Source organism: Streptomyces sp. NPDC005004 (assembly GCF_053600675.1).
Genome location: NZ_JBSGAH010000038.1, coordinates 1 through 19151 on the forward strand (window position 1 = coordinate 1; position 19151 = coordinate 19151).

Consider the following 19151-nt stretch of genomic DNA (forward strand, 5'->3'; position numbering starts at 1 on the left):
CGACCCCGACACCAACGGCAACAACCCTCCAACTCCAGCCGACCCAGACCCAACAACCACACCCCCCAACACAGATAAACACCACCCAAACCCAGACAAAACCAGCACCACCACCCACCACACAGACACCGACATCAACACAACAAAACAACGCGACACAGGACCGCCGCCTTCGAAGCCTTGGGAAACCGGCGGGACCGGTAGCGCATATCTGATGGAGGCAGGTGCTGAACTAATCGTTCGTGACTGGCAGTCTGGGGCGATGAGACCCTGGAACACCTCCACCGAAGATGACCTGCGGCGTTTGCTCAACGAGTGGGATCCCATCGCCGTCGCTGAAGATGTGCAGGACGAGTACGACTGCATGCTCGCTCCCCTACTCCAGCGGCTCCGCTCCGGTGCCGTCCAGACCGACATCGGCGAGTTCCTACGGCACGAGCTGGAAGAGCACTTCGGTCTCGACTCGCTGGGCATGCGGCCGGACGCAATGGCCGTCCGGGTGGTCGATTGGTGGACTTCGGCTGGCCCCGCAGGCGACGTGGCCAGCCCATAACCGCTCCCCTCGGATCGCCTGATCGTTGGTCGGGTGTGCCGTTGACTGACGCGCAGTGGGCGCGGATAGAGCCGCTTTTCCCGACCGGATCGCCACGGGTCCGCCTCCCCGAGAAGTACGGCAACTGGCGGGGGGTCCACAATCGGCTGCGGATGTGGGCAGCCGCGAACGTCAACTGGTCCATGTCGCCGCCGGGGACCACGCGGGCGAGTTAGGTGAGCAGCGTGGGGTATGTACCCGAGTCCAAGGCCTCGGGATGCCCGAAACCGGATGTAATCAGCATGATCCTGGTGCCGGTCGCGCTCGTCGTGGTCTGCCTGCCGCTGATCGACGACCGCTGGCAGTTGCTGGCCCACCTGGACCTGGCTCGCACTCATGGGTGCCGTCCCGCTGGCCACCATGTTCGCCGTGCAGCAGAAGAGGCTGCGCGCGAGTGGCGACTCACCCACCGTCGGCCTCGCGCCCTTCATGGAACACGCCTCCACTTCGGGCTTGTTGCTACAACTGACCTTCTTCGCTGGCATGGCGCCCTACTTCCTGACGCTCGCCGCCTGCCTCCAGAAGGGCTGGCTCCTCGCACCCCTCCACTCGGGACTCGTCTTCGGCGCCTTCGGTCTCGGCTCGTCATCACCTTTACGTCGACCAGCCAGTTCGCCGCCCGGTTCGGCCCGCAGACCGTCACTGTCGGCTGCGCGGCTCGGCTCGTCGGCATGGGCCTGCAGATATGGGCCGTCGGCTCCCTCGGCGTCCACCGCCATATCGGACGTCTCGTTCCCGGTTTGATCCTCGACGGCGCCGCCATGGGGCTGGCGAACACGCCGCTCGCCTCGACTTTGTTCGCCGGGGTCCCGGCGCACCAGGACGGGTCTGCCTCAAGGTGCTGCAGGTCGGCAATGAACTCGGCGTAGCCCTCATCGGTCTCTTCTTCCACAACGTGCTCGGCGACGCCCCCGGCTGGAGCGGCTCCTCCGGAGCAGTCCGCAGCTGCCTCTGTTAGATCGTGATGATCACCGTCCTTCTCGCCCTCATCGTCCAGACGATTCCCAAGAACCCGTTCGACGCCGCCAAGTGAGCAAGCGCCGGCCGCCCCCGAACACCCACGAGACCAGGGGAGAGCCATGAGCGACATGAACAAGGTCGCGAGCCGCTACATCGCCATGTGGAACGAACCGGACGCCGCGTTGCGCCGCAAGGCCACTGCCGATCTGTTCGCGCCGGATGCCGTGCACTACACCCACGACCAAGAGGTACGCGGCCACCACGCACGCGAGGAGCGCGTCACAACGGCTTATGGGTGCACCGGCGATGGCCTCGTCCCGACAGCGCGCGATCGCACCGTGGTGCCGTCAAGACGGCTGCGGCCCCGTCCCCATCTCGGGGCGGGGCCGCAGCCGTTTCGGTGTCAGTTCAGCGTGAGGGGTGTGACGGTGGCGATGCGGGTGAGTTTGGCGGGGTTGCGGATGAAGTAGATGTCGGTGACGAGGCCGTCCTCGACACGGATCGCCATGACGCTGTCGATCTCGCCGCCGAGGCGCAGGATGAGTGCCGGATCGCCGTTCACGGTGGTGGGCTCGCAGGTGAGCGTGCCTTCCTTCCCGCCGAGCCCGGCCGTGAGGAGGCGGACCACCTTCGTGAGGCCCAGGACCGGCCGGAGCGCGGCCCTCCTGACGCCTCCGCCATCGCTGGTCAGGACGACGTCGGGAGCGAGCACGTCGAGGACGCCCTGCAGATCGCCGGTCTCCACGGCGTGCTGGAACGACGCGAGGGCGGCCTGAGCCTGGTGCCGGGTCACCACCGTGCGAGGGCGTCGGGCGTCGACGTGCTTGCGGGAGCGGTGGGCGATCTGGCGGACCGCGGCCGGGGTCTTGCCGACCGCCTCCGCGATCTCGTCGTAATCGACGTCGAAGACCTCACGCAGGACGAACACGGCACGCTCGGTGGGCGAGAGAGTCTCCAGGACGAGCATCACGGCCATGGAGAGGCTCTCGGCGAGTTCGGCGTTCTCGGCGACGTCCGGCGAGGTGAGCAGCGGCTCGGGCAGCCACGGGCCTACGTAGGTCTCCTTGCGGCGCCGTAGGGCCCGCAGCCGGTCGAGCGCCCGTCGGGTGGTGACGCGGACGAGGAAGGCGCGCTGGTCACGGACTTGGGCCAAGTCGACCTCGGCCCAGCGCAACCAGGTCTCCTGCACGACGTCCTCGGCGTCGGCCGCCGAACCGAGGATCTCGTAGGCGACGGTGAAGAGGAGGTTGCGGTGGGCGACGAAGACCTCGGTCGCCGGGTCCACGGTGCGGTCTCGCATGATGATCGGGTCCTTCCAGGGCGGGCCGCCCCGGGGCGGAAGTGAGCGGGTGGTTGAGGGCCTCCCCGGCCCTGAGGGTCAGGACACGTGCGTCGGCCGGTTCGCGTCGGCGGCCCGGACGCGCTGCTGACGTGTGTTGTCCCTGGCTTTCAGGACGCGTGCGCCGGGCTTGCGCGCCTCGTCGGAGAGCTGCTTGACGGTGTGGGCGACGACGAACTCCTTCAGGCGGGCGCCCGGGCGGCCGCCGACGTAGAAGCGGACGGCGGTGTCGTCCTTGCGTGCGAACTGGAAGATGCCGGCGCCGCGGCCGAGGCTGACGCACAGTCCGGCGAAGGCGATGCTGATGGGTCCGGGCAGCGCGCCTTCGACTCGGCGGAGCACGGCCTCGGCGGCGTGCGGGCCGAGCTGGACGGCGGACTGGCATCCCATTCGGTAGGCGAGACCCGAGGGCGAGGCCGCGTCACCCGCCGCGACGATGTGGTCGTCGTCGATGCTGGTCAGGGTCTCGTCGGTGAGGAGGCGGCCCGCCTCATCTGTGCTGAGGCCGCTGCGGGCTGCCAGGTCGGGAACGCCGAAGCCCGCGGCCCAGATGGTCAGATGGCCGTTCACCTCAGGGCCGTCGGCGAGGCGCACGGCGTCGGCCGTCACGGACGTCACCCTCGTGCCGGGGCCTTCGAGGACGGTCACACCGAGGTCCGCCAGCCGTTTGGCGACGGAGCGGCGGCCGTTGGGGTGCAGGTAGGGGCCGAGTTGGCCGCCGCAGACGAGGGTGACGGCACGGCCCGCCTCGGCGAGTTCGGCCGCGGTCTCGATGCCGGTGGCTCCGCCGCCCACGACCGTCACCGCCGCGGTGGCGGGCGCGTCGGCCACCGCCTGGCGCAGCCGCTCGGCCTCCTCCAGGGTCGCGATCGGGTAGGCGAACATGTCCGCCCCGGGCACCTGCGGCGCGCCGCTGCGGCTGCCCACCGCGTAGATCAGGTAGTCGTACCCGAGGGTGCCTCCCTCGGCCAGCGAGACGGTCCGCGCCTGCCGGTCGATCCCGGTCGCGGTGTCGACCACGAGCCTGACGCGCTCGCTCAGGACGTCCTTGTAGTCGACGACCGCGTCGTCGGACCCCGCCACCAGTTGGTGCAGGCGCAGGCGCTCGACGAAGGCCGGGCGCGGGTTGACGAGGGTCACGTCCACGTCGCCGCGGCTCGTCAGGCGATTGGCCGCGAGGACTCCGGCGTACCCGCCGCCGATGACGATGGCATTCGTCCGGCCACCAGTGTGCTGTGTCATGGTCTGTGCTCCGTTCGCTCGGGGTTCGCACACAAGACGCCGGGCGGAGGGAACTTGTGACACGGTATGACTCAGGTCACACCCCATGCGGGGACCGGGTGCACCGGATACGCGCCCACGCAGTCCTGGAACTCCTATGGCTGCCGGGCGCCTCCGCTCAGGTGATCGCCCCATGATCGGCCCTGAGTGGCCGCCCGCACCTGCGTGCGCCGGGCGCCGTCCAGTCCGGGCGGCCGGCCGCACGAGGGCGAGTTCGACGGGGAACGCGGCGTGAGCCGCAACCAGCTCGACGGCTCAGACAGGCAGCACCTCGCTTGCCACCCTCCGAGGCGTGTCGGTGCCCCGCACGGGGGCCCGGTCCCGCTGCGGAACTACTTCCACACGACGGCCACGACGGCTGCGGCCGCCGTGAACGTCGCCACGCCGTAGAACGCCCACGCTTGCTTGTTGCGCATACCCACCAGCGCTGTCACCGCCACCAGGACGTCCAAGGCGAGTTTCACCCCCATCTTCGCGTGATCCACGGGCAGGTCCAGGGATATTCGGGTCCAGATGAGTCCCGCGCCGGTGACCAGCTGAACGACCGCGCTGCTCACCATGTAACCGCCCGTCACCGGGTCCTTCCCTCGCAGCTGGAAGAAGCAGCCACCCAGGAGCGCGGCGAACCCGAAGAGGTGGAAGACGAGGAACACGTACCGAAGGATCTCCATGCCGGCGATCGTTCCACGGGGACCGAACAAAGTGACGATCTTTTACATGGGAACTTGACCAGATCCACACCGGCCATAGGCGCCTCGCGCCTCCGCAAGCAGCTCGGCTCACCCGCCGCTCAACGCCCGCAAAGGTCATCGAGTCACCTGCCGCCTCGCTCTGCATCAGATGCCCTGAAGCGGTCCCACGCGTGCACTGGGGCGCCCTCTGACGGGCCAAGGCGCCTTCTCCCACGCCGAACGCAGTTCGTACGGTCAATGTGCGCCTTTCGTACGGTTATTGGGATAGGGTGAGGCCAGGAGGTGTTCCATGTCCGAGTTGTTCGACGCGGTCGACGCACTGGTTGCGTCCCGTGCTGCTCTGCCGCGGGCGGAGGAGCGCAAGCGGCTGCGGGTCGCGCACGGCCTGACGCTGGACGATGTCGCCGGTGCGCTCGGGGTGCGGCGGGCGACGGTGTCCGGCTGGGAGTCGGTCGGCAAGCCGGTCGAGCCGCGCGGTCCGGAGCGTGAGGCGTACGCGCGGCTGCTGAAGCAACTGGCGGCGCTCTACCCCGCTCCCCCGGCGCCCGCTACGTTCACCGGCGCCGCCCATTCGGGGCACGCACAGGTCGCGTCGACGGACCCTGCCCGTGAGGCTTCCGTGACGAGCGCGGCCGAGGACATCCCGTCTCCTGCCCCTGCCCCCGCTGTGGCCGCCGCGCCGCACCCGGTGCCCCCCGCCGCCGGGACGTCGGCGGCGTCGCGCCGCCCCGGCGCGCGGAAGGCGGCCCCTGCCGGGACCCCGGCGGGCGCCGACCCGCGGTTCGAGAACGGGCCGCTGGCGGTCGTCGACGTCGAGGACGGGCAGGTGCTGGCGTACGGCACCGGCGGCGTGGTCCTGGACGTGCCCGCCAAGTCCCTGCCGTCCCTGGTCGACTGGACGCTCAAGGAGGCGAAGCTCGGTCAGCCGAAGCTGTCCGGGCCGGGCAAGGACGCCGATCCACTGCTCGTGCTCACCGAGGCCGCCCTGGTGCGCTACGGCCTGCCCACGCGGCTCACCGAGGAGGAGCGGCTCGCCGGGCGTCTGCCGGAGGGCCACAAGGTCGTCAAGCAGCTCGCCCGTGCGCAGTGGAAGCTGACCCGGCGCGGCTTGGGCCCGTGGGCGCGGATCTACCGCCCGGCGACCGGCTCGGAGCGGGCCTGCGTGCAGTTGTGCATCCCGTCCTGGAACGCGCTGGACACCCGGCACTGGGGCGATGCCGGGCAGCTCCCGCCGGCCGAACTCGCCCGCGTGCTGGGCGTGTACGCGTCTCGCGTGATGACGCCGCGCGGGTCGACAGCCGTGACCGGCCTGGAGCTGATGACCGCGCTGCATCCGCCGACCCGCGCCTCCGAGCCGGACGCCGACGGCAGGCGGCACTCCGAGCACAACCCCGGCTCGCTGGGCACCGACCCGGTCGACCCGGCGCCGTGCGAGGCTCCCGACGGCCATCCCCTTCTCAAGGACCTGCCCCGGTTCCACGTACGCGGCCCCGGCGAGAAGCTGTTCGAGGAGGCGTACGACTGGGCGCGGCCGATGACCGACGCCGAGTGCACCCTGCGGTATCTGGTCGGCGTCGACGTGAACATGGCCTTCGCGGCCGGCGCCAACGGCTTGACCGTCGGCCTCGGAGCCCCCACTCACGTCAAGGACCCGGTGTTCGACCCGAAGCTGCCCGGCTCCTGGCTGGTCGACCTGTCCCACGTCGACCTGTCCCACGTGAAGGTCGGCAAGGACAAGTGGGCGGAGCTGGACGGCAGTCTGCTGCCTTCGCCGTTCACACCGAGGGGCGACCGCCCGTCCGGCCCGGCCTGGTACGCGACCCCGACCGTGGCGTACGCGGTGGAACTCGGCTACGAGGTGCGGCCGGTAGAGGCGTACGTCCGGTACGACAACGGCCGCTATCTGGACGGCTGGTACAGCCGGCTGCGCGACGCCTACCTTGCCACGATGGCCGACCTCGGCGTCCACGCGGACCGCGCCCCGGCCGACTTCCTTGCCGCGATGGAGGGCTGGAAGGACCGTGACCCTCGGCTGGCGATCGTCGTCTCCGCGGTCAAGGCGACGGTGAAGGGCGGTCTGGGCAAGCTGCGCGAGCGGCCCCGGGGCGAGGGCTGGCGGCCTGGCGAGCCCTGGCGCGCCCTGTCGCGGCCGACGTGGCGGCCGGACATCCGCGCGGCGGTCATCTCCCGCACCCGGATCAACCTGCACCGCAAGATCGTCAAGCATGCGGCGTTCACCGGGCAGTACCCGGTCGCGGTCCTGTCCGACTGCGTCGTCTACGCGTCGGGCGGCCCCTCGCCGCTGGACTTCCTGCCCTACCGGGACGGCAAGCCGCTGCCCGGAGGCTTCCGGCTCGGCATCAATCCCGGGCTCGTCAAGCACGAGGGCACCCAGTCCGTCCTGTGGGGCGAAGAGGTCCGCGAGCGGTTCGACGCCCCGGACCTGAACCTCGCCCGCTACATCAAGGACGGCGCCGTCAGCGACGTCGACAACGGAGAGTAGAGAAGGCGACGATGAGCCTGTTCGGGGACAGCTTGGACGCCGCCGTACAGAAGGCGTTCACCCGCCCGGCACCCAAGACCGCGGGCCCGCAGATGCGGTACCTGGTCAAGCAGTTGGGCGGCACCAGGGCCGTCGCCCAGATGCTGCGCATCTCCCAGCGCACCGTCGAACGGTACGTGAAGGACCAGATCAGGAAACCGCGCCCGGACCTCGCCGCGCGCCTGGAACGCGAGGTGAAGAAGCGGTGGCAGCCGCAGGTCAGGGCCAGGGCCCGCCAGAAAGCGGCGACCACGGGCGGCATCGTCATCGACACCCGTGCCCGCATGGGCTACACCGCACCCATCGGGTCGACCGACCAGGACCGCATCCGGCACCTGACCATCGCCCTTCCACCCGTCTACGCAGCCCGCCTCTTCGACGCCCGGGAAACCGGCGCCGACGAACAGGAACTCAGGGAGATCGCGGCCGAAGCGCTCAAAGAAGTCTATTTCCAGGACAGCGGCCGCCGCGCCGGAAGCCTGGAAGAAGTGCGTTTCACCGACATCGAACACCTGGAGTTCGACCTGTAGCCCCACCCGAACAGTGAGCGAACCGCTATTGGTGAGCCGAGCACGTTGGGTCTCACACAGGCAGGTTTCTTGTCACCGGAAGACCGGCAGGGGCAGGGTGAACTCCGGAGTCGGCAGGACCGGCAAACAACTAGGCTCTGCTGCTGAAGTTGACCGCGGGTCTTCCTGCCCGTCCAGTTCTGCTCTGGCCAACCCAAACTGTCGGACGCCGCGATGGCGGTCTACCACTTCAACCATCCTTCCGCCAGGCACACCCGTGCCAACCTCCGCTTCACAGACGGGTGTCGTGGCGATGAGACCGACCGGAGCAGCATGGCTGTCGCCGATCAGGCGCCCCACTTGTCACAGGCGCTCATTCGGCGGACCTTCTGTCACCGGTGCCAAAGGGTCGGAATTCCCGGGCACTCCGGCTGTGCCCTGTTCGGGGCTGAGTCCTTCCACGGCGAGGCGGAAGAGGCGGTCGGCCTGGGTGTCGGGGGCCTGGTGATGCTCGGTGGCCAGGGCGATGCCGACGGCAAGGGTCAGCAGGTCGTGAAAGGTGACGTGCGGTGCAACCGCCTTGTCGCGGATGGCCCGCTGGAGCAGAGGAGTCCCGGCCGCTTCGATTCTGCTGCCACAGCTGTTCGGGGAGGGGTTTTCGGTGGGGGGCTCGTAGCTGAGGACATGGGCGAATCCGCGGGCTGAGACGGCGTAGAGGACAAGGGCGTGGAGCCACTCCAGGAGCGCGGTGCGGCTGTCCTCTGCCGCACTCAGCCGATCGGCGCGCTCGCATAGGAGCTCGATGCGTTCCTGGAAGACGGCTTCGAGGAGGGCCCGGCGGGTGGGGAAGTGACGGCGTACGGTCGCCGAGCCGACGCCTGCGGTGCGGGCGATCTGCTCCTGGGACGCATCGGCGCCGTGCGCGGCGACCTCGGCTTCGGCGACGGCGAGGATGCGCTGGTAGTTGCGTCGGGCGTCCGAGCGCTGACCGGTCATGATCTCCTCATTGCTAAGCGGCGGGCCCCGCCATATCTTAGCGACATGCAAAACGGCGGGCTCCGCCGTTTTTTCTCTTCCGGTCCGTGAGGAGCAGCAACCGTGCCCGGCAGCAGCGACAGCAGCGATATCGTCCTGGTCACCGGCGCCACCGGCCAGCAAGGCGGGGCCACGGCTCGCGCGCTTCTGGCCGCCGAGGTGCCCGTACGTGCGCTCGTACGCGATCCGAGGTCCAAGCCCGCCCAGGCGATCGAGGCGCTGGGCGCCGAACTGGTGCGGGCGGATCTTTCCGACCGGGGCTCCCTCGGCCCAGCAGTCAAGGGGGTCCGCGCGGTGTTCTCGGTGCAGATGCCGCCTATGACCGAGACCAGCGTGGACTTCGCGAGCGAACTCGCCCAGGCCACCAACCTGGTGGACGCGGCGAAGGCCGGAGGGGTAAGGCAGTTCGTACAGTCCTCGACCAGTGGAGTCGGTGAACACACCCGGGTCGCCGGCTGGGCCGAGGGCCGTTGGGCAGCGATGGCGGACTACTTCCACACCAAGCAGGCCGTCATGGAGGCGGTGCGTGGCGCGGGTTTTGCCCGCTGGACGGTGATCAAGCCCGCCTTCTTCATGGAGAACCTGCCCCTGCTGGCGCCCAAAGGGCCCCGCGGCGGACTGCTGACGGTACTGAAGCCGGACACCGAACTGGCACTGGTGGCCGTTCGGGACATCGGCACCGCCGCGGCGCACGCTCTGCGCGATCCCGACCGGTTTCACCAGGTGGAACTGGAACTGGCCGGTGACCTGCGCACGATGGAGCAGATCGCCGAGACCTTGTCCGCCGCCTGGCGCGTGCCCGTGACCGCGCCTTCCATGAACGTGGAAGAGGCCCTCGCCGCGGGGATGCCGAAGTGGGGCGCCGGACACGAGTGGAACAACGTGGTCCTCCAGCCCGCCCGGCCGGAGTTCGCCCGGGAGTTGGGCATTCCGCTCACCACCTTCGCCGAGTGGGCGGACGAGCAGTTGACACCCGTGTCCGGCTAGGGTCCCATGCCGTGGGCTTCGGCAGCGCCCGCCGGGCGGACTGGGGCGGGCAGTTGAAGTGGCTTACCTGGCATCCCCGCCACGGTGGTCGCCCGATTCGCCGGGCGACCGTGGGTCTGCCTGTCGTTCGAACGCGGATGTGCCTACCGCAACGACTACGTGGTCGGCCTGCGGTGACAGCAAGGCCGCCTGTGTGACGACCACCTATGCATGTGCGCCATCGTGTGTGTAGTCCGCCGGCTGGCGTCCGAGGTGGTAGCCCAGGCGCAATTCGTAGTCGCCCGGCTGATTGCGTCCCGCGGCGGTGGCAGCCGGAAGCCTGCGCCGGGAACCCGGCCAGTCGAAGGAGCGCATGTAGAGGTCGTAGGAGGATCGCAGATCCTCCGCGGACGGCAGCGTGGTCCGGTTGACCTGCTGCTTGACGGCGGCGATCGATTCCTTGTCGAAGGAGGCGATACGGCGGGCTAGGGTGTCGACGAACGCGTCGAGTTCGCTGTCGGGGACCGTGCGGTTGACCCAGCCGTACCGCTCGGCCAGTTCACCCGGGTAGTCGTCACTGGACAGGACCACCTCCAGCGCGCGGGCGCGGCCGAGCAGCCGGGGCAGATGTTCGAGCCCACCGCCGCCAGGCAGGTTGCCGTTGGCGGTCTCGGGCTGGCAGAACAGCGCCCGCTCACTGGCGAAGCGCATGTCCATCGCCTGGATCAGCTCACTGCCGATCCCCCTGACGCGGCCCCTGACCTTGGCGATCGAGACGACCGGCAGACGTGACAGGCGGGTACTGGCGTCGATCAGGAGCGGGTGGCCGCTCGCGCCCAGTTCCTTGGGCGTCTCAGCCACCCTGGAGGTGTCGTAGTGGTTCAGGAAGTAGTCGCAGTTCGCCGACTCGAACACGGACACCCGCAGCTCCGAGGCAGCCTCCATCTGATCGACCAGTCTCGGAAGTTCGGTGAGCATCTCCGGGGACACCAGGTTGATCGGCGGGCTGTCGAACGTGATCCTCCACAAATTCCTGGTCTCGGCGGTCACAGAGAAATGCGTCCATTTCTTCATGGATTCGTCTCCTTGGCCTGCGGCTCCGTACCTCTGATCACGCATTCGGCAATCGCAGCTTCCTCGTCCGCGGTGTCGACGGCCACCGTTGCCGTGTCCGCCGCCGTTGGCCCTTCTCCGGCTGATTCGCGCGATTATCCGTGCGACAGGGTGGTACGACCCAGGTCCACGACGGCGCGGCGGACCGTTCACGAGCACCGGTTCAGCCGATCGGCGCAGCTCAGAAGACCGCGGCAGGCGACATCGCGCACTGCATCTCAGAGCGTGCTTCGGCTCAGTAATCGGGTTCGCGGCAGCTACGAATTCCGGGCTGCTCAGAGCTGACGTCGAGCTATTACACGTCTGCGAATCTCACCTCCCGGCCCGCACGACCACCGCCGCCGGCTCCTCTTCCTCCTGCGCGGCGAGGATCGCGGACGCGTGGGAGGGTGAGACGGTCCCGGTCACAAGGCATCCAGGTGAGCAGGATGCGCAGTCTTTCTGGCGGAGCTGCTCGCTGTTCGTCTCATCGGGTGGCCCCGGCGCGAGCCGCCGTGTCGCGGGCCGGCCGGCCATTAAGTTCGTCGGCGGATCAAGGCTTGGCCGACATTTCGATGCGGAAGGACGATGCCCATCATGGGTGCATACACGACGCGGGTCCTCCAGCTCCTCGACCGCCTCGACGCCGACAGGTCTGGTCACATCAGCATCGATGACCAGGGGAAGGGACGGACGGAGGCGGAGAAGGCGATCACTGCGGACCTCATTCGCAACCTCGTCACGGCCGCCGACGCCAACAAGGACGGCAGGGTGAGCCAGAACGAGCTGCTCACCTACATGGAACGCGCCGCGGTCGGGAAGAGCGTCGACCAGCTTCCCGGCTTCCTCACCGCGACGGCGGACGCCGTCTTCGGCCTCATGGACACCGACAAGAGCGGGAAGGTCGACAAGACCGAGTTCGAGCGGTATCTGAAGGCCCACGACCTCACCGCCGGCGCCGAGTTCGCCCAGCTCGACCGCGACGGTGACGGCTCGCTGACCAAAGCCGACCTGCGCACCGCGCTGCTTCACTTCCTCGCATCCCCCGATCCGGCCCCCGAACAGTGGCTCCTCGCCCTCTTCACCAGCTGACACACCGGCCCGCCCGAGCAGGCGTCGACGGGGACAGTTGGAGGCGGCCGACGACCTGCACGGCGCCAGCGCGCCCCGACCTGCCCACGCCGGCGCACAGCGGGTCTGGTCCCTGCCCTCAGCGCATCCAGTGGCCGACGGTGCTCCACCCCACAAGGCGCCGGGCGCGGCCGTCGGCCGCTGTTCCGTCGGCGTTGAAGGTGCCGCCCCCGGCGATCAGGGTCAGGCCGTTCAGCGCGGGGGCCAGCCGGGTCGCGACGTGGGCGGGATGGCGGGCCGTCTCCTCGGCAAGGCCGGCGATGAGCTGCCGCTGCTCGGCCGGCGGGCACAGGGACAGGTGGAACAGCATCTGGCGCCACGCGTAGGCGGCGTCCTTGATGGTGGCCTGGGGGCGCTGGTTGTGGTGCACGCGTGCGGTCAGGCGGCATACGGTCGTGAAGCAGCGGCGTGCGAGGGCGGCCCAGCCGGGCTGTGGGGCGATGCCGACCCGGTGGACCAGTGTCGCCAGGTTGTGTGTGGTCAGGATCTGGGCCTGTTCGATCACCGTGCCGTTCGCCGCGGCCGACCAGGACCGCTGCGTCGTCCCGGCACGCTGGGCGCACAGCCGGGCGAAGCCGGGAGAGGTGCGGGCACCGTGGGAGCGGGCCGGGGCCGCGCTGCTCTCGATGACCGCGAGGTTGCGGATCGCCGCGTAGTCGATGCCGTAGTAGCGCTCGTACAGTGTGCCGCCCAGCAGTTCGCCCGCGACCTGTGCCGCCTTGAGGAACTTCGGGCTGAACGTTCCCGTGAAGATGTCGGCGGCGAGCTCCTCCACGAACGGAGCGCCCAGATCGCAGTGGCGTTCGAGGACGCTGAGCTCGCGAACCAGCGGGTTGGGCAGGATCGTGCCCGGGAATGCCTGCACGGCCAGTTCGCCCAGCTGCCGCAGCAGGCCGAGCGCGCCCTCGTCGTCCGGCGTGCCCACGGCTGCGGACCGCTGCTCGGACACGGCCCGCACCCAGGGCAGTTCCTCGACGCGTACCTGGCGCTCCAGGTTGAGCAGGAGCAGTGAGCGGCGGCTTCCGAACGCGCGGTAGTTCGCGGTCATCAGCGCCCGCAGCGTCTGATCGCCGTACGCCTGTGCGGTGGTGGCGGCTACCAGCTGCGGTACCAGCTCGGCCAGGACCTCGGCGGAAGGGACGGCGCCCCGCTCCACGAGCGTGGCGAGCGGTGCGCTCAGCGCGGACTCGACCACCTGCCGGATCGCGGCCGGTAGCTCCGCTCCGGCGGGCAGCCCGGATGTGCGGCTCTCCTCCTCGGTCACCGCGGCGGCCAGCGGAGCGACATCGGCGGCGCCCGTCTCCTGCGGCAGCACAGCGAGCCGGCGCAGCGCCAGTCGGGCCAGGGCGTGGTGCGAAGGGAGCGCCGCCTGCTCGCTCTGGCGCCGGCGAAGGGCCGTGTGCGCGGCGGAGCCCGGCAGACCGCGGCTGCGCACCATGGAGGCCACCGCGTGCCGCAGCAGCCCGAGCCGGCGGTTGTCCAACGGCCGTCCGGCGACGGTCTCCTCGAGCGCGCCGAGCAGAATGCCCAGGTTCTGCTTGGGGTTGCGGTGTTTGGTGCAGCGGGTGTGCTCCGCGGCGAGCAGCCGGTACCGGCCGAGCAGAGCCTCCCCCTGCGCCGGCCAGTCGGCGTCGGGGACACGTTCGAGGACGCGGCCGTCGCGCGCGGTCCGCAGCCAGTGGAGGAGCAGTTCGTCGCCGAAGGGCTGCCACACCGCGAGGGCCTCGCGCTGAGTCTCGACGGCCGTGTTGGGCCGCCGCCGTTCCAGGGCGGCGACGGCACCGGAGACGGTACGCCGGTGGACGGCCGCGGTGGCGTCCGGCGCGGGCCCGGGCGCCGGGCGGGGCAGGAACCGCAGCCGGTCGGCGAACGGCTCCAGCTCCGCCACCAGGTCGAGCGCCGCGCCGGTCTGGCCGTGCCGCACCAGCCAGGCCATGGTGAGCAGCGCGGCCTCCTCGGGCACGCCGATCTCGTAGGTGCCGCTGTCCAGTCGGGCCCAGAGCCAGGCGAGTCCGGGCTCGGTGAGGCAGTGCGCGAAGAGCGCGCGTCGCCCGGCCGTCACCTTCAGGCTCCGCGCCGCCTCGATCTCGTGGGCCTGGAGCGGTCCGCCCGCGCTCGCGGTCCCGGTGGCGAAGCCGCCCCGCACCACCTCTGGCGACACCCAGGGCGGAAGGCCGTCCACGGGCGTACGCGTACCGATGGACAGCCGGCCTGCGGCCATCCCCTCGAGCACCTGACGCCAGCGCTGTCCGCGTGCCTCGGCACGGCACCGCGTGCCGGCGTCCTCGTGACTCAGCGCGGTGGTGAAGGCCTTGGCCAGCTGGGCCTGCGGATAGGACGAGGCCACGACGGGGGGCTGCTGCTCAGCGTTGTCGTTCATAAGCCGGCGTGGCAGGTTCCGCCCCTGCGCCCTCCGGGGTAAGAGCCCGGTGCTCTTCTGCTGAGCTACACGCCGATGACGACGGACGATAGATGCCGGGGTGATCACTGTACAACCGGGTTTCCCGGCGGCTCACGGCTCGGTGAGCGGGCGCGGCGCCGGCCGGTGGCGTGTGCGGTTCGCCGGTGGGCATGTCTCTCCTGTGCAGGGGTGTGCGAGGTGGCCCCTCCCCCGTTCCCCGGCCGAGGAGTCGACAGACGCATGGTGGGTTCGTTGCTGGCGGGCAGGAGTGCGCTGATCACGGGTGCGGCGCAGGGCATCGGTGCGGCGATCGCGCGGTCGTTCGCCGCGCAGGGGTCCCTGGTCGTGATCGCCGACATCGACGAGGACGGCGGGAGGGCGACGGCGGCCGCGATCGCCGAGCGGGGTGGGAATGCGCGGTTCGTCCGGGCCGATGTCACCTCGGGGGCGGACCTCGACGCGGCGGTCCGGGCGGTCGTTGACGCCTACGGCAGGCTGGACATCGCGGTCAACAACGCGGGCGTCGAGGAACAGGGCGGGTGCGCGCTGCACGAGCTCACCGAAGAGGCCTGGGACAGGGTGGTGTCGGTGAACCTCAAGGGCGTGTGGCTGTCCATGAAGGCCGAGATCGCCCAGATGCTGGCCCAGGGCGGGGGCACGATCGTCAACATGGCGTCCGTCGCGGGGGTGGTCGGGCTGCCGCTGGGCATCTCCGGCTACTCGGCGGCCAAGGGCGGCGTGATCGCGCTGACGCGTACGGCGGCCCTCGAGTACGTCGGGCAGGGCATCCGCATCAACGCCGTCTGTCCGGGGGTGGTGCGCACCGCGCTGCTCGACCAGGCGATCGGCGCGGGGATGTTCACCGAGGCGGAGGCGGCCGCACTGCATCCCAGTGGGGTGCTGATCGGTGCCGAGGAGGTCGCTCAGACGTTTCTGTATCTGGCTTCCGGGATGTCGGGTCACGTCACCGGGCATGCGTTGCCGGTCGATGCGGGGATGGCGGCCGGCTGACGCCTGATCCCGCGGCCACGAGCCCGCTTGCCCCCGCCCGGCCGTGGACCACGGGGCGGTTCGCGGGCGGCGGGGCTGGGGTTGCGGTGGGGGGCGGCGGCGCGGGTACGGGCGTCAGCAGCCGGTGTGCCGCGGGGTGAACTCCAGACGTGCGTGGTCGCGGGCGTGCAGTGCGTCGTCGTAGGTCGTGCGGGTGACCTGGTACCAGAGGTCGTTGCGGGTGCGGTGGCCGCCGACGGCGTCCAGCCGTACGCACCAGTGCTCGGGGCGGGTGGTGCGCCGGTAGGTCTCGGTTCCGCGGCGTACTTTCCGGCAGCGCTGGTAGCGCTCGGTGGTGTGCCAGGTGCGTACGGAGCGTCGCCCGGCCGAGCCGGTGCGGCGGGTGTGGGTGACCTGGCGGGTCGCGGTGGTGCAGCGTCGTACCAGGTGGGGGCGGGTGGCTGCGGTGGTCACGGCGGGGACGTGGCGTACCGCGTCGCGCAGTCCGGTCACGGTGTCCCGGGAGGGGGCGGTGGCGCCGGCCACGGTGCCGCGGGCGTGGTTTCCGCCGCCGGCGGGGGCGGCGGGGGTGTGGGCGGTGGGGGTGCTGGTCGAGCAGGCGCCGAGGGCCGCTATGAGCAGCGCCGTCGCCGCTGTTGTCGCCAGTCGTGTGGCGGACATCGTTCTCCCCCTGTGGTCGTGGATGCGCAGCGTATCGGGCATCGCCGTCTGCTGATGCCGGGCGATGCCGTACGCCCGGCCGGGCGCTGCGGCTGAGGGAGCGCGGCTTTCCGCGGATCACGGCGCCGCGAGGACGGTGCGTGCGTGCCGGGGCGGCGGGCCCGGCACGCGCTGTGGCGGGAGGTGGCTGAGGTAACGCTGTCTGAGATCAATGGCGGACACGCTGCAACCATTTGGCGGCGGCCATGGTCAAGATCAGCAACTGATCTGCCAGGAACCGATACCGGGAGCCTTCGTGCCCAACCGCATTCGCCGTCGTTCCGTCCTGAGCTGTGCCGCGCTCGCAGCGGCGTTGACCGCCCCCGTGGGGCTGGCCTCGCCGGCCTCCGCCACGACGACGACGCCCGTGATCGACTTCAACGGCGACGGTTTCGCCGACCTGGCCGTCAGCGCGCCCAACGCCACGGTCTCGGGCGTCGCCGACGCGGGCTACCTGTCGGTGGTGTACGGCTCCGCCAGCGGCGCCGACACCGCCCACCCGCAGCTCATCACCCGCGCCGGCGAGGGCGTGCCCGGGGACGTCACGGAGTCCGACTACTTCGGAAGCTGGACGACGGCCAGTGACCTGGACGGGGACGGCTACAGCGACCTCGTGGTCGGCGGCTACCACACGCCCGTGATCTTCTGGGGCTCGGCGAACGGGCTGAAGGAGGGCGTCGCGCTCGCCAGCAGGACGGACGAGGTGGGCGCCGGGGACATCAACGGCGACGGTCACGCCGACCTCGTCGCCACGGGCGAGGGCGGGTTGCAGGTGCGCTTCGGCCCCTTCACCCGGGACGGGATGCCCGCCTCGACCCAGACGCTCCCCTCCGACGAGAGGCAGGAAACCCAGGGTTTCACCGTCGGCGACGTCACCGGGGACGGCAAGGACGACATCGTCACCCAGCACGGCTTCGAGGAGCGGCAGTACATGTCGCGGCTGTGGAAGGGCACGTCGGCGGGTCTGAGCACGGCCTACACGACCTCCAGCTACTACACCGTCGGCGGTGTCATCGCCGACGTCGACCAGGACGGCTACGGAGACTTCGTCACCCGCCAGGTCGGCAGTGTCTCCGAGACGATGAACTACGACGCCGGTGACGTACGCGTCGTCTACGGCTCCGCGTCCGGCTTCTCCACCCGTACCGCGAAGATCAACCAGGACACGGCGGGTGTCCCGGGCGTCGGCGAGGCGGCGACGGCAACGACGGCGACCAGTTCGGCTACGCGCTCGCCGCGGGCGACGTGACCGGCGACGGCTACCCCGACATCGCGGTGGGCGTCCCGGGCGAGGGCATCGGTTCGGCCCGTGAGGCGGGCGCGGTGGTCCTGCTCAAGGGCGGCGCGTCCGGCCTCACCGGCACGGGGGCGCAGGCCTTCAACCAGTCCACGTCCGGCGTGCCGGGCGCCTCGGAGACGGGCGACAACTTCGGCCGCACGGTCCTGCTCGCGGACGTGAACGACAACAACCGCGCGGACCTCGTCGCGGGCGCGCCCCTGGAGGACGGCACCCAGCAGGACTCGGGCGCGGCCTGGGTGCTGCGCGGCTCGAAGACCGGTCTGACCACCACCCACATCGCCTCCTTCAGCCCGGCCTCCCTGAACGCCCCCGAAGCGGGCGCCCGTTTCGGCGCGACCCTCGTGCGCTGAGTCGTTGCGCCGGAGCAGGCTCCCACTTCCCGCTGTGGCGCGACCCGCGTGTGCTGGGTCGCGCCTTGCGGATGCAGCGGTGCCTGGCCGGCGCCTCCCACCCGGCGCGGGGTGCGGGTGGGAGGCGCCGGCCGTGGGCGCAGGTACCGGGCTCGGTGTGGCGGTGGGGCGTCACAGGATGCGCAAAAGTCGCAGGCACCGCTGCCCGCGTGTCTCGTACCATCGGCCCGCACCGCACCGAACCGCCGAGTGTCATCGAGGACTTCGTGAATCACCGCGACCTTCGCGCCAAGGCCCACTGGCTCGCGGCCGGCATGGCCGCCGCCGATCACGGCCCGGACATCCAGCTCTCCCAGACGCGCCACCGCGCCGCCCTCGTGGCGAGCTGGCACATCGCGCCAGGCTCGACCGTCCTCGAACTGGGCTGCGGCCAGGGCGACATGACCGCCGTCCTCGCAGAGGCGGTCGGACCCCAAGGGCGCGTGACCGCCGTCGACGTGGCCGACCCCTCCTACGGGGCGCCGGTCACGCTCGGAGAATCGGCGGCCCGGCTCGCGGCGGGCCCTCTCGGACCGCGCATCGACTTCCGCTTCGGCACCGACGTCCTCGACCCGTCGGTCGGCTTTCCCGAGAACACCTTCGACCATGTGGTGCTCGCACACTGCTCCTGGTACTTCACCTCACTCGGACAACTGCGGGACACACTGGCCCGGGTACGGCCGTGGGCGCGGCGGCTGTGGTTCACCGAGTGGGACCTGACGCCGGCCTCCGGTGAACAACTGGCGCACCTGCTCGCCGTGCTGATCCAGGGACAGACCGAGGCCGCGGGATCGCGTGGCCAGGGCAACGTCCGGACACCGTTCTCCCGCGAGAGCCTGCTGCGGCTCCTGCCCGAGGCCGGCTGGACCGTCGACGGCAGCGGGCCGGTCGACACCGAAGAGCTTCAGGACGGCGACTGGGAGATCGCCGCCTGCCTCGACCTGGTCGGAGAGCAAGAGCGTTTGGCCGCGCTGCCCGAGGCGGTGCGCCAACTCGTCCTGAGCCAGGCCGACGTTCTGCGGGCCATCGCCAAGCCGCGCGGCAACCGCGCACTCGCCGCATACTCGGTCACCGCACGCTGACGTACGGTCCCGGCTGCAAGTGGCAGTGGCCCCCGACCGGATGCGGGAACTGGCCGGGCCCCGGCGGCCAGGTCTTCTTCACCAAGAACGTGCCGCCCGGTACGCCCGACTGGGTCACGACCGCCGAGGT

The 19151-nt window shown here is 70.5% G+C and carries 17 protein-coding genes and 1 tRNA gene; 10 read left to right on the forward strand and 8 right to left on the reverse strand.

The features are described 5' to 3' along the window. Positions 1-553 (forward strand): hypothetical protein (locus ACWEEU_RS30170; RefSeq protein WP_451736771.1); only part of this gene is annotated, 553 nt, incomplete at its 5' end. 1118 nt (positions 554-1671) lie between these two features. Next, entirely contained in the window at positions 1672-2022 is a 351-nt protein-coding gene (locus ACWEEU_RS30175) for a hypothetical protein (RefSeq protein WP_451736774.1), read from the forward strand. On the opposite strand, the gene ACWEEU_RS30180 is transcribed toward ACWEEU_RS30175, so the two are convergent. The 3 genes from ACWEEU_RS30180 to ACWEEU_RS30190 form a co-directional block, all read right to left on the reverse strand. After that, on the reverse strand, positions 1956-2852 hold the full coding sequence (locus ACWEEU_RS30180; protein ID WP_451736777.1) for an RNA polymerase sigma-70 factor: 897 nt from the start codon (positions 2850-2852) through the stop codon (positions 1956-1958). The genes ACWEEU_RS30175 and ACWEEU_RS30180 overlap by 67 nt on opposite strands. A gap of 78 nt (positions 2853-2930) precedes the next feature. After that, positions 2931-4133 carry an NAD(P)/FAD-dependent oxidoreductase gene (locus tag ACWEEU_RS30185; RefSeq protein ID WP_451736780.1) on the reverse strand — a complete coding sequence of 401 codons (1203 nt, stop codon included), beginning with the start codon at positions 4131-4133 and terminating at the stop codon, positions 2931-2933. A gap of 371 nt (positions 4134-4504) precedes the next feature. After that, positions 4505-4843, reverse strand: coding sequence for a hypothetical protein (locus ACWEEU_RS30190; RefSeq protein ID WP_385750098.1), 339 nt, complete (start codon positions 4841-4843; stop codon positions 4505-4507). Positions 4844-5153: 310 nt separating this feature from the next. Between ACWEEU_RS30190 and tap the strand changes: the two genes are divergently transcribed. Beyond that, positions 5154-7367 carry a telomere-associated protein Tap gene (tap, locus tag ACWEEU_RS30195; RefSeq protein WP_451736784.1) on the forward strand — a complete coding sequence of 738 codons (2214 nt, stop codon included), beginning with the start codon at positions 5154-5156 and terminating at the stop codon, positions 7365-7367. Positions 7368-7378: 11 nt separating this feature from the next. Next, entirely contained in the window at positions 7379-7936 is a 558-nt protein-coding gene (gene tpg, locus ACWEEU_RS30200; protein ID WP_385750094.1) for a telomere-protecting terminal protein Tpg, read from the forward strand. 342 nt (positions 7937-8278) lie between these two features. On the opposite strand, the gene ACWEEU_RS30205 is transcribed toward tpg, so the two are convergent. After that, positions 8279-8911 carry a TetR/AcrR family transcriptional regulator gene (locus tag ACWEEU_RS30205; protein WP_451736787.1) on the reverse strand — a complete coding sequence of 211 codons (633 nt, stop codon included), beginning with the start codon at positions 8909-8911 and terminating at the stop codon, positions 8279-8281. A gap of 102 nt (positions 8912-9013) precedes the next feature. On the opposite strand from ACWEEU_RS30205, the gene ACWEEU_RS30210 reads away from it, so the two are divergent. Beyond that, on the forward strand, positions 9014-9937 hold the full coding sequence (locus ACWEEU_RS30210) for an NmrA/HSCARG family protein (RefSeq protein WP_451736790.1): 924 nt from the start codon (positions 9014-9016) through the stop codon (positions 9935-9937). Positions 9938-10141: 204 nt separating this feature from the next. Here the strand turns inward: ACWEEU_RS30210 and ACWEEU_RS30215 are convergent, their stop codons facing one another. Continuing rightward, on the reverse strand, positions 10142-10990 hold the full coding sequence (locus tag ACWEEU_RS30215) for an enoyl-CoA hydratase/isomerase family protein (RefSeq protein WP_451736793.1): 849 nt from the start codon (positions 10988-10990) through the stop codon (positions 10142-10144). 615 nt (positions 10991-11605) lie between these two features. Here ACWEEU_RS30215 and ACWEEU_RS30220 point away from each other — a divergent pair. Beyond that, a complete protein-coding gene (locus ACWEEU_RS30220) occupies positions 11606-12100 on the forward strand; it encodes an EF-hand domain-containing protein (protein ID WP_451736796.1) in 495 nt (164 codons plus the stop codon). A gap of 118 nt (positions 12101-12218) precedes the next feature. Here ACWEEU_RS30220 and ACWEEU_RS30225 read toward each other — a convergent pair whose 3' ends face one another. Both ACWEEU_RS30225 and ACWEEU_RS30230 read right to left on the reverse strand, forming a co-directional pair. After that, positions 12219-14519 (reverse strand): hypothetical protein, encoded by a 2301-nt coding sequence (locus tag ACWEEU_RS30225; RefSeq protein WP_451736799.1) that lies wholly within the window; start codon positions 14517-14519, stop codon positions 12219-12221. Between the two features lie 3 nt (positions 14520-14522). Next, positions 14523-14594 (reverse strand) — tRNA-Lys (locus tag ACWEEU_RS30230). Positions 14595-14780: 186 nt separating this feature from the next. Here ACWEEU_RS30230 and ACWEEU_RS30235 point away from each other — a divergent pair. Further along, positions 14781-15551, forward strand: a complete 771-nt coding sequence (locus ACWEEU_RS30235; protein ID WP_451736802.1) for a glucose 1-dehydrogenase — start codon at positions 14781-14783, stop codon at positions 15549-15551. Positions 15552-15665: 114 nt separating this feature from the next. Here the strand turns inward: ACWEEU_RS30235 and ACWEEU_RS30240 are convergent, their stop codons facing one another. Beyond that, positions 15666-16211, reverse strand: coding sequence for a hypothetical protein (locus ACWEEU_RS30240; protein ID WP_451736805.1), 546 nt, complete (start codon positions 16209-16211; stop codon positions 15666-15668). Between the two features lie 295 nt (positions 16212-16506). On the opposite strand from ACWEEU_RS30240, the gene ACWEEU_RS30245 reads away from it, so the two are divergent. From ACWEEU_RS30245 to ACWEEU_RS30255, 3 genes are all read left to right on the forward strand, one after another. Then, positions 16507-17499 carry an FG-GAP-like repeat-containing protein gene (locus tag ACWEEU_RS30245; protein WP_451736807.1) on the forward strand — a complete coding sequence of 331 codons (993 nt, stop codon included), beginning with the start codon at positions 16507-16509 and terminating at the stop codon, positions 17497-17499. Further along, on the forward strand, positions 17496-17900 hold the full coding sequence (locus ACWEEU_RS30250; RefSeq protein WP_451736810.1) for an integrin alpha: 405 nt from the start codon (positions 17496-17498) through the stop codon (positions 17898-17900). Before ACWEEU_RS30245 ends, ACWEEU_RS30250 begins: the two co-directional genes overlap by 4 nt. Before the next feature lie 266 nt (positions 17901-18166). Next, positions 18167-19021, forward strand: a complete 855-nt coding sequence (locus ACWEEU_RS30255; protein ID WP_451736813.1) for a class I SAM-dependent methyltransferase — start codon at positions 18167-18169, stop codon at positions 19019-19021. Positions 19022-19151 lie beyond the last annotated feature (130 nt).